Below are 10,464 nucleotides of genomic sequence, written 5' to 3'. Positions count from 1 at the left end.
TCACGGACGGGCGAGGCGCTTCATGTGAGCGCGGACTGGGCGCTCGCTTCTTCTTCACGCCGCACGGTGTACGGGCGCAGGTTCCACGCGGCGACGGTGTAGCCGATGTGACCCCCTCCTGCGGCGTGGGCTTCGAGGCGCCACGGGCTGCCACCGGTGGGGTAGAACCGCAACGTCAGGGTCCGGCCCGAGGGAAGGTACAGCTCGGCGACGGAACGGTCCACCACCAGACGCAGCTCGATCGCGGCACCGGAGGCGGTCTTCGCCTCGGGGCAGGGGATGCGGTACGTACCCCCGTGTGCGCGCGGGTCGAGTGAGGCATGCTCACGGTCCACGACGAGCTCGCCGGTGGTGGGGTCGATCCTGATGTCGAGGTACTCGCTGCCGTCGGCAGAGGTCACCAGCCGCAGTCCGCCTGACGTCGCCGGGGCGTGGAGTTCCAGACGGGCGGTCAGGTCGAAGCTCGGGTCCACGGTGCCCAGTTGGGCGGCTGAGGAGGTCTCGCCTGAAGCCGTGAGGGCACGTCCGTCGCGCAGCGACAGGAGTTCTCTGGCCGGCTGCTGTCGTACGGAGCCGTCCTCGCCGAGGGTGACCTCGCGCGGCAGGGTCAGCAGGCCGGCCCAGCCGGCCGCATTCACCCACTGCTGGTCGCGGGCCTCCCATGACCAGCCCCACAGCAGCCACCGGCCGTCAGGAGCGGGCAGCAGCGCCGGTGCGTAGAAGTCGGGGCCGTGGTCAAGTAGGACGGGGGCGTCGGCGAGGAAGCGACCTTCCCGCTCACGCCCGGAGTAGGCCACCGTCCGGCGGGGTCCGAGCTCCGGGTCCCAGGCGCTGACAATGAGTGCGCCGCGTCCGTCCGGGCCGTGCAGGTACTGGGGGCATTCCCAGCCCAGCCCCGTGTCAGCGCCTGGTGCCAGAGTCTGGGGGGTCCGGTCCAGGAACGGGCCCTGGTAGTGCCACTGTTCGAGGTCGGAGGACTCGTAGAGGAGGGCTGCTGCGCGGCCGTCCGCCAGGGCGGAGCCGACCAGCATCCGCCAGCGGCCGCCCTCGCGCCATACGTAGGGGTCGCGGTACATGCTGACGCCCTGGGGCAGATCGGGTATCAGCAGGCTGCCGCGCGGTGTCCAGGTGCGGCCGCCGTCAAGAGACTCGGCGGTGGTGACGGGCTGTGCCCAGCGGTCGGTGCGGAAGGCGGAGTAGAAGGCGACCATGCGCTCGCCGTCGGAGACGGCGTTGCCGGAGTAGCAGCCGTCGGCGTCCTCGCCGCCCGGGGTGGGGGCCAGGGCGACGGGGAGCTCCTCCCAGGTCAGCAGGTCGGTGCTGCGGAAGTGGCCCCAGTGCATGTTCGCGTGCTCGGGTCCGTACGGGTTGTGCTGGAAGCACACGTGGTAGTGGCCGTCGTGGAAGGCCAGCCCATTGGGGTCGTTGATCCAGTTGCGGGGCGGGCGCAGGTGCGCGACGGGCAGGTGGGGGTCTGCGGGCAGGACGGACACGCGGAGGTCCTTTCCAGTGAGGGTGTCGAAGGCGTGCTGTCAGCCCTTGACGCCGGTGGAGGCGATGCTGTTGACGAAGGAGCGCTGGAAGGCCACGAACAGGGCCAGGATCGGCACGGTGATCATGGAGGAGTAGGCCATGATCTGGCCCCAGCCGACGTTGAGTTGGAAGAAGTAGGAGATGCCCACCATCACCGGCCGGAGGTTCTCGCTCTGTACGACCATGAGCGGCCACAGGTAGGAGTTCCAGGCGGGCAGGAAGGTGAGGATGGCTACGGTGGCGACGGCCGGTCCGGACAGCGGCATGATGATCCGCCGGTAGATGGTGAACCAGCCGGCGCCGTCCATGACCGCGGCCTCGTCGATCTCCTTGGGGATGCTCTGGAAGTACTGGTGGAAGAAGAAGATCGAGAAGGCGTTGGCCACGAACGGCACGATCTGCACCTGGTAGGTGTCCATCCAGCCGGTGGTCCACTCCAGGTGGAAGCCGTTGACGCGGAGCAGCGGAAGCTGGTTGACCCACCACACCAGCGGCAGGGCGAAGGTCTCGAACGGCACGATGAGGGTGGCGATGACCGCGGTCAGGACGACCTTGCGGCCGGGCCAGGTCATCCGTGACAGGGCGAAGGCAGCCATGCTGTTGATGACGATGCCGAGGATCACCGTGACTGACGAGATGATCACCGAGTTCAGCAGGAACTGTGCCGCGGGGACGCGCTCGAAGACGTCGGTGTAGTTGTCCAGGGACAGGGCGCCGACGGGGAGGAAGGAGCGCAAGGAGCCCAGGTCGTCGAAGATCTGGTCGTCCGTTTTGAACGAGGAGACCAGCATGAAGAGGAGTGGGAGCGCGAAGACCAGGGTCAGGACGACCCGTCCGGCGTGACCGCCGAGGTTCTTGAGGAAGGAGGTCATGTCAGTCCTTCTCCCGGGTCAGGAAGCGCTGGACGAGGGACACGCTCAGGACGAGCACGAAGAAGACCAGGGAGATGGCCGCGGCGTAGGCGGTCTGCTGCTGGTCGTAGCCGGCGTGCACCGCCTGGTAGACGACCGTCGTGGTGGAGTCCAGCGGCCCGCCTTGGGTCATCACCCTGATCTGGGTGAAGAGGCTGAACGCCGCGATGGTGATGGTGACGAGCACGAAATTGCGAGTGGCGCGCAGGCCGGGCCAGGTGACGTGCCAGAAGCGGTGCCAGCGGGTGGCTCCGTCCAGGTCGGCGGCCTCGTACAGCTCGGCGGGAATGGTCTGCAGCCCGGCCAGCCAGATGATCATGTGGAAGCCCACGCCTTGCCATACCGACATCAGGATGATGGCGGGCATGGCGGTGTGGGGGTCGCCGAGCCAGTCCGGGCCCTCGACATGGCCGAAGGTGAGGGCCGAAATCACGTGGTTGACGAGGCCGTCCTTGCGGTAGAGGAAGGTCCACAACAGGGAGACGACGACCATCGAGGTCACGACGGGCAGGAAGTAGACGGTGCGGAAGAAGTTGACGCCGCGCACTTTCGCGTTGACCAGCAGCGCCAGCGCGAGGGCGAGGCCGGCCTGCAGCGGGACGACGACGGCGGCGAAGTACGCCGTGTTGCGCAGGGACTTGTAGAAGACCGGGTCGTCGAAGAGCAGTTGAAAGTTGCGCAGGCCCACGAAGCGGGCCGGGGTGGGCGAGACGAGTCGTGCGTCGGTGAATGCCAGGGCGAAGGCGAGGACGACCGGTACGACGAGGAAGACGATCAGCAGCACGATGGCCGGTGTGGCCATGCCGAGGGCGGTGAGGCTCTCACGGCGACGGGTACGTGTCGGTCGTGTTCTCTTTACCGGACGCAGCCGGCCGAGGGCTGCGGTCTTGGTGGTCACGGTAGCTCCAGGGGATCCGGTCCGGTTCGGGCACGCGGGGAAGCGCGGTCAGGCCCGAACCGGACCGGGGTGGGTCATCCGGCGTAGTTGTTGTTCGTCTTGAGGTTGTTGTCGATGTCCTTCGCGGCCTGGCCGAGCGCGTCCTTGGGGTCGGCGCCGGCCAGGATGTCCTGGGCCGCCTTCTCGAACTCGGTGGAGATGTAGGGGTAGGCCGGGGTCACCGGGCGCACCACCGCGAACTTCCGCGCGAACTCGACGAGGTCGTTGAACTTCCCGCCCGGCTGGTAGCCGTCGATCTGCTGGGCCGCGGCCTCGGTGGCCGGGAGCGTGCCGGTGGCCTTGGCGTAGTCGACGAAGTACTTCGTCTGGCGGGAGAACTTCAGCCACGCCTGGGCGCCGTCCTTGTTGGAGCAGCTGGAGCTCATCGCCCACTGCCAGGAGGCGCCGCCGATCTTGGGTCCGTTGCCGAAGTCGACCGGCGGGATGATCGCGAGGTCGCCTCCAAGCTTGTCGGCGTTCTTGGCCGCGTTCCAGCTGCCGTCCCACTGGATGGCGCTCTTGCCGGCCAGGAAGTCCTTGTTGGGGTCGGCGCCGGACTTCTTGGCGATGTACCCCTTGGAGACCAGGGACCGGAACCAGGTGGCCCATTCGACGGCGTCGGGGCCGTCGAGGGTGCCCGAGGCGGTCTTGTATCCGTCGCGGTCGATCAGGTCGCCGCCGAAGCTCTGCAGCTGCGGGGAGTAGGCGTAGGACCACCATTCACCGCTGCCGCCGGTGCCCATCTCCAGCGGGTACTCGAACTTCCCGCTCTTCTTCAGCTTGGCCAGGGCCGCGTCGAACTCGGCCTTCGCCCAGGGCTTGTCCATGGTGGGGATGCGGATGCCGTGCTCTTCCAGCACCGACTTGCGGGCGAAGTGGGTCAGGGCGACGTCGTAGAAGCCGAAGGCGTACAGCTTGTCCTGGTAGCGGCCGACGGTGCTGGGCAGCTGGTCGGTGAGGGGAACCTCGCTGCCGGAGACGTCTATGGGGGCGAGGTAGCCGCCCCATGCCCAGTTGGCGACGTTGGGGCCGTCGACATCCAACAGGCAGGGCAGCTTGCGGGCCGAGGCCGCGGCCACGACGGAGCTGTTGTAGTCGTTCTGCGGGAATGCCTGGAGCTTGACCGTGTACGTGGTCTGGGAGGCGTTGAAATCCTTGATGATCTTCTTGACGACGTCGAGCTCGGCCGAGTTGCCGGCGTTGTGCGTCCACAGGGTCAGTGTGTCGCCGCTGGCTCCGGACGTGGCTCCGCCGTCTCCGGACGCGCATCCGGCGACCAGGGCGGCCGCCGTTGCAGCGGCTACACTCGCACCAGCGAGGCGCCTTGTTTTCCACACCACGGGGTTTCCTCCATCTCACTGAGGCGGGTCTTGCCGGACCCGCCGGGGCGACCGGTTGCGTCGGTCGCTGTCTTTCGGTGACCGTCCTGTCGCCTGGGTCTTCGCCCGGGCGGCGGGACGAGCGTTTTTCGGGGGCCGGCGTCAGTCCGTGGCGGGGGCGCCGATGGAGTCACGCTCCTGCAGAGGCATGGCCACCCGGTGGACGGCTGCTTCGAGCGGTCCCTGGCTCACGATCAGCTCGACGGCCAGGCGGCCGAGCTGATAGTGCGGCAGCTTCACGGTCGTGAGCGCCGGGCGCAGCGCGGTCGCGATGTCCTGGTCGTCGAAGGACACCACCGAAACGTCCCGGGGCACGGACAGCCCCGCCTCGCCCAGCGCCTGGTAGGCCCCGTGGGACACCCGGTCGGTCAGGCACACCAGCGCCCGCGGGCGGTGGCCTGCGGCGAGCAGCGCGGAGACTTCCCGGTAGCCGTCCTGGGTGTTCCAGTCGCACTCGATGACGCCGTCCAGGCGGGCACCGCCCGCTCGCAGGACCTCTTCCAGGCCGCGCATCCGCTCGTTGCCGGCGATGTTCCCCTGAGGGGAGGCGGGCACGGCCAGGTGGCCGCCGATCGCCCAGATGCCCTTGGTGTGGCCGGCAGCGAGCAGGGCGCGGGCCGCGTCGCGGCCGGCCTGCAGTTCGTCGGGGACGACCGAGGGCGCGTCGAAGCCGGGGGCCAGGCAGTTCAGCAGCACCACCCGCTGCCCGTAGAGCTCCCTGGGCGGAGTGATGTAGCGGGTGAACATGGCGGCGTAGATCACGGCGTCGACCTGGCGGTCGAGCAGCGCGTGGACCAGCGATGACTCGGCGGCACGGTCTCCGCCGGCTTCCGTGATGAACAGCAGGTGATCGCGTTCACGGGCGGCCTCGAGCGCGCCGCGGATCACGTCGCCCGCGAACGGGGTGGTGGTGATCATGTCGGACACGAACCCGATGGTCTGGGTCGACTTGGTGCGCAGGCTGCGTGCCGTGACGTTCGGGCGGTAGCCCAGTTCCTTGGCGGCCTCCAGTACGCGGGCACGGGAGGCGTCGGAGATGCGCATGTCGGTGCGGCCGGAGAGGGCGAACGACGCAGTGGTCGGCGAGACACCCGCTAGACGGGCAACGTCAGCCATCGTTACGCGGCGTTCAGACATCGGTGGCTCAGCTCCGTTGTTAAATCGGATTAGCAAGGTTGTGACGAGATTGAATCGCTGGTAGCCCGATGTCAACACCTTGGGCGTTGCAAACCGCCGACGGGTGCTTGTCTGTCCTTTTTGTTCGATATGTTCGGTTTTTAGGCAACGCAAATGTAACTCGCTGTGCGTTAGCTCTTGCGTTAGCGGATACGGCAGGCGAACGATCCGAGCCACGCAGTTAAACCGATTTGGCACGGGCGTAGCCGTGCCGCACCGTTCCAGGAGTCAGCCATGAGGAGAAGAACGGCCCTCGGCGTCGTGTCCACCGCCGTGGGCGGCGCGATCGTCCCGTTCTCGTTCGCTTCCGCCCCCGCCGCCGCGCGGAACCGGGCCCTGCCCGCACCTCCGACCGCCCGCTGGGACTTCGACGAGCGAGCCGGCGCAGTCACCCTCGAGGCCGTCTCCGGTACGGCCGACCCCATCGGCTACGTCTTCAACGACGCCCGCTACAAGCCGGACAGCGATCCCCTGCGGCGCCGCGGGGTTCGCGGCCGGGCGCTGTACTTCGACGGCTACTCGACCGTCGTCACCGCACAGGGACCCGGCGACCTCGACCCCGCAGGCGGGATCACCGTGGATGTGTGGATCGCGCCCTACGCCTACGAGCACGGCATCGACGGCAAGCCTCAGGCCCTGGTCAACCAGCACAACCCCGATACCCGGAGCGGATTCCTGCTCGGCCTGCGCCGCTTCGGGCAGATCGTCTTCCAGCTCGGCTTCGCCGACAGCCTGATCGAGGTCCAGGGCGCCCCGGATCAGCCCGCCGCCAAGAACCGGTGGACGCACGTGGCGGCGACCTACGACCCCGCCGCCCATCAGCTGCGCCTCTACCGCGACGGCCGGCTGATCGGCACCGCCGCCACCCCGGACAAGGCCCCCGTACTCGCCCCTGACGAGGCGCTGCTGATCGGCAGGCACAACCGCTCCACGCTGCTGGGCGGCGAGTTCCACGCCAACATGTACATGGGGCTGATGGACAGCCTCGTCATCCGCCCCGGCAGCCTGGACGATGCCACCGCGCAGCAGGAACACGCCGGGCAGATCGCGGCCCTCGCGGGCCATCGGGTACCGCGGCCGGACCTCACCCCGCACCGCAGCCGTTTCGACGGGGACCGGCACCGCCCCCAGTTCCACATGCTGCCGCCCTGGCACTGGATGAACGAGCCGCACGCCCCGGTCTACTTCAAGGGCAAGTACCACATCTTCTACCAGCACAACCCGCTCGGCCCGTTCTGGGGCCAGATCCACTGGGGGCACGCGGTCAGCACCGACATGGTGCACTGGCGCGACCTTCCCATCGCACTGGCACCCGCCGCCGGCTCCGTCGGACCGGACGGCTGCTGGTCGGGCTCGGCTTGCGTCGACGGCGAACGCGGGCCGGTCCTGTTCTTCACCGGCGGCGACGACCGGCTGCCCTACCGCCAGCGGACCGGGCTCGCCGTGTCGTCCTACCCGGCCGACAAGGACACCGACCTGCCGACCTGGACGATGAAGTCCGAGCCGGTCACCGAAGCCCCCGCAGGTCTGCCCGCCGGGCCCGGCACCGCATGGGCGGAGAACTTCCGCGACCCGTTCGTCTGGCAGGAGGACGGCGTCTGGTACCAGCTGGTCGGCAGCGGCATCGTCGACTACGACGGCACCCGGGTCGCCCGCAAGCACGGGGGCGCCGCCCTCGTCTACACCGCCCGCAGGCCCGAAGGCCCCTGGACGTACCGCGGACCCCTGCACCACAACGACCTCGCCACCCGCCCGGAGCCCGGCGAGGTGTGGGAACTGCCCGTCCTCCTCCCTCTTCCCGGCCCCGGCGGCAGGCGCAGCGGCAAGCACATCCTGCTGATCTGTCCCTGGTGGGAGGGGTTCAACCCCAACGCCGTCAAGCACACCTACTACTGGATCGGCACCTTCGACAAGCGGGAGTGCCGCTTCGTGCCCGACCACGACGAGCCCCGTGAGTTCGACTTCGGCGAGCACTTCACCGGCCCGTCCGGCCTCGTCACCCCCGACGGCCGCTCCGTCGTCTTCAGCATCACCCAGGACCGCCGCACCGAGCAGCAGCACGCCCAGTCCGGCTGGGCCCACAACGCAGGCATGCCCGTCAGCCTCTCCCTGCTCCGTGACGGCCGCCTCGGTGTCGAACCCATCGCCGAGGCCGCCGGACTGCGCGGCAAGCAGCTCACCCGGATCCGGCAGACCTCCGTCAAGGAGGCGAACCGGCAGCTGGCCGAGGTCCGCGGCGACCTGCTGGACGTCCACGCCGTCATCGAGCCGCGCGGCGCGCGGACCATCACCCTGGCGGTGAGGACCTGCGCCGAGGGCATCGAGGAGACGCTGCTGTCCTACGACACAGCCGAGCGCCGCTTCTACATCGACCGCAACCGCTCCAGCCTCGACCCGGACGTACGCAAGGGCGTGCACGGCGGCACCGTCGAACTGGACGACGGACGGCTGCGCCTGCGCGTCCTGCTCGACCGTTCGATGCTGGAGGCCTACGTGAACGGGACCAACAGCATCACCAGCCGTGTCTACCCCACCAGAGAGGACGCCACCGGCCTGCGCCTGACGGCGGAGGGAGGCTCCGCGAGGGTGGTGGAGCTGGACGTCTGGCGGATGAACGGCGCCTGGGACACCCCCGTCGCACCGGCCGCCTATGACCCGCCCCGCCCGACGGACGTCGACGCACTGCCCAACCACGACTTCGCCACCGGCGACCTCACCGGATGGACCGTGGTCTCGGGCACGACCTTCAGCGACGCCAACGTCACCACCCGCACCGACTGGGGCTGGGGCGGCCCCTTCTACCAGGCCGACACCGACGAAGATCCGCACGGCCACCACCTGTGGGGCTTCAACCCGGACGCGGGCGGCGACGACGCCACCGGCGTGCTGCGCTCCGCCACCGTGGTCCTCGGCGGCGACGGCCTCATCGACCTGCTCGTCTCCGGCGGAAACGACCCCGACCGGCTCTATGCCGCTGTCGTCCGCGCCGACGACGGCAAGATCCTGGCCAAGGCGACCGGCCGCGGCGGCGAACAGTACCGCCGCGTCATGTTCGACCTCGCCGCCCACATCGGTGAGCGCATCTACATCGAGGTCGTCGACCGGGCGGCGGGCGGCTGGGGCCACATCAACGTGGACGACGTCAACGTCCCCGTCCGCCGCCGGTGACACCCCGCGACCCGGCGGACGACCCCCCCCGCGCCGCCGGGTCAGCTGATCTCAAGCCCGCGCGACCGGCCGGTCACTGCAGCACCGCGACCGGCCGGCGGGCGGCACTCCACCGTGCGCCGCGCCGGTGCGTCCTCCGCAGTCGGCAGCACCCCAGGCTCCAGCGCGTTGCCCCCCGGCACGCCCTCATCCGTACGCGTTTCTCAGAAGGACAGACCCCCACCATGCCTCGACCCCCCTCCTCCGGCGGCGTCACCGTACTCGGCGAGTGCGTGGCCGACGCCTTCGCCGACCCGGCACGGTCCGGCCCGCAGGAACTGGACCTGCGCGTCCTGCCCGGCGGCGGCCCAGCGAACACCGCAGTCGCCCTCGCCCGGCTCGGCACCCCCACCCGCCTGCGCGCCAGGCTCTCCCATGACGTCCTCGGAACCCTCTTCCGCAACCGCCTCACGGACGCCGGCATCGACCTGTCCGCCGGCGTCAGCGCCGACGAGCCCAGCGTTCTGGCCATCGCCGGCCTCGACGAGAGCGGCCAGGCCACGTACACCTTCTACGCCGACGGTGCCGCCGACTGGCAGTGGAGCACCGACGAACTCGCCGCCGCCCCGTACGATGACACCCTCTGCCTCCACACGGGCTCCCTCGCGCTGATACATCAGCCAGGCGGCAGCCGGATCGAGGACCACCTCGCTGCTGTGCGCGAGCAGCTCACCATCTGCCTCGACCCCAACGTCCGCCCCCACCTCGTACCGCCCGCCGCCTATCGTGAACGGCTTCCCCGCTGGTGCGCCCTGGCCGACATCCTCCGCCTCAGCGAAGACGATCTCGCTCTGCTCCTGCCGGAGGCCGGCCCGGAACAGGCCTGCGACATCTGGCACGCCCTGGGCGCGCCCCTCGTCGTCATCACCCGCGGCCGCCACGGCGCTCTGGCCTCCCTCAACGGCCGACGCGTCACCGTCCCCGCCCCCGCTGTCGACGTCGTCGACACCGTCGGCGCGGGCGACTCCTTCACCGCCGGCCTGCTGCACCGCCTCGCCGCCCTCGGCCATCTCGGCGGCCGGCTCGACGCGCTGAAACTCGACGACCTCGCCGACGCCTGCTCCTTCGCCGCCCGCGTCGCCGCCCTGACCTGCTCAGTGCCCGGCGCGAACCCGCCCAGCGCCGAACAGGCAGCACAGACAGGCGACTTCGAACGGCTCCGGCCGCCCGCCTGACACGGCACGCTGCGGGTCTCTGTCCCTGCCGCAGCACGCGCAGCCATCGTGTCGGCGCTTGCCTGCGCGCAGCAACAAGGCATCCGTCTGCCTGGTCACGGACTCTTCCGCGTGCCGCCGACGGCTTCGAAGGCGGCGCACGACCT

7 protein-coding genes are annotated in these 10,464 nt (G+C 69.7%); 2 read left to right on the top strand and 5 right to left on the bottom strand.

The window, feature by feature from the left end; genetic code table 11:
* Nucleotides 1–20 precede the first annotated feature (20 nt).
* From ACIQ6Y_RS17505 to ACIQ6Y_RS17485, 5 genes are all read right to left on the bottom strand, one after another.
* Nucleotides 21–1,493: a glycoside hydrolase family 32 protein gene (locus ACIQ6Y_RS17505; RefSeq protein ID WP_404039128.1), complete on the bottom strand. Its 1,473-nt coding sequence runs from the start codon at nucleotides 1,491–1,493 to the stop codon at nucleotides 21–23.
* Between the two features lie 39 nt (nucleotides 1,494–1,532).
* The gene (locus tag ACIQ6Y_RS17500) at nucleotides 1,533–2,405 is read right to left on the bottom strand and encodes a carbohydrate ABC transporter permease (protein ID WP_404039126.1); all 873 of its coding nucleotides are present in this window, start codon (nucleotides 2,403–2,405) and stop codon (nucleotides 1,533–1,535) included.
* A gap of 1 nt (nucleotide 2,406) precedes the next feature.
* The gene (locus ACIQ6Y_RS17495) at nucleotides 2,407–3,246 is read right to left on the bottom strand and encodes a carbohydrate ABC transporter permease (protein ID WP_404039123.1); all 840 of its coding nucleotides are present in this window, start codon (nucleotides 3,244–3,246) and stop codon (nucleotides 2,407–2,409) included.
* Nucleotides 3,247–3,416: 170 nt separating this feature from the next.
* Complete coding sequence (locus ACIQ6Y_RS17490) at nucleotides 3,417–4,721, bottom strand: ABC transporter substrate-binding protein (protein WP_404039121.1); 1,305 nt, start codon at nucleotides 4,719–4,721, stop codon at nucleotides 3,417–3,419.
* Nucleotides 4,722–4,862: 141 nt separating this feature from the next.
* A complete protein-coding gene (locus tag ACIQ6Y_RS17485) occupies nucleotides 4,863–5,876 on the bottom strand; it encodes a LacI family DNA-binding transcriptional regulator (RefSeq protein ID WP_404039118.1) in 1,014 nt (337 codons plus the stop codon).
* A 294-nt stretch (nucleotides 5,877–6,170) separates the two neighbouring features.
* Here ACIQ6Y_RS17485 and ACIQ6Y_RS17480 point away from each other — a divergent pair, with 294 nt between their 5' ends.
* Both ACIQ6Y_RS17480 and ACIQ6Y_RS17475 read left to right on the top strand, forming a co-directional pair.
* Entirely contained in the window at nucleotides 6,171–9,104 is a 2,934-nt protein-coding gene (locus ACIQ6Y_RS17480; RefSeq protein ID WP_404039116.1) for a GH32 C-terminal domain-containing protein, read from the top strand.
* Nucleotides 9,105–9,328: 224 nt separating this feature from the next.
* On the top strand, nucleotides 9,329–10,318 hold the full coding sequence (locus ACIQ6Y_RS17475; protein WP_404039113.1) for a carbohydrate kinase: 990 nt from the start codon (nucleotides 9,329–9,331) through the stop codon (nucleotides 10,316–10,318).
* The last annotated feature ends 146 nt before the right edge of the window (nucleotides 10,319–10,464 follow it).

The sequence above is a fragment of the Streptomyces sp. NPDC096205 genome, from assembly GCF_044763135.1.
Taxonomy (GTDB): domain Bacteria; phylum Actinomycetota; class Actinomycetes; order Streptomycetales; family Streptomycetaceae; genus Streptomyces.
The sequence above is the reverse complement of the archived record's forward strand: the minus strand, read 5'-3'. Positions and strand labels throughout refer to the sequence as shown.

Bases quoted from the DNA above. Each gene is read 5' to 3' on its own strand.
- ACIQ6Y_RS17500 (WP_404039126.1), bottom strand. From the start codon at position 2,405: ATGACCTCCTTCCTCAAGAACCTCGGCGGTCACGCCGGACGGGTCGTC.
- ACIQ6Y_RS17495 (WP_404039123.1), bottom strand. From the start codon at position 3,246: ATGGCCACACCGGCCATCGTGCTGCTGATCGTCTTCCTCGTCGTACCG.
- ACIQ6Y_RS17485 (WP_404039118.1), bottom strand. From the start codon at position 5,876: ATGGCTGACGTTGCCCGTCTAGCGGGTGTCTCGCCGACCACTGCGTCG.
- ACIQ6Y_RS17480 (WP_404039116.1), top strand. From the start codon at position 6,171: ATGAGGAGAAGAACGGCCCTCGGCGTCGTGTCCACCGCCGTGGGCGGC.
- ACIQ6Y_RS17475 (WP_404039113.1), top strand. From the start codon at position 9,329: ATGCCTCGACCCCCCTCCTCCGGCGGCGTCACCGTACTCGGCGAGTGC.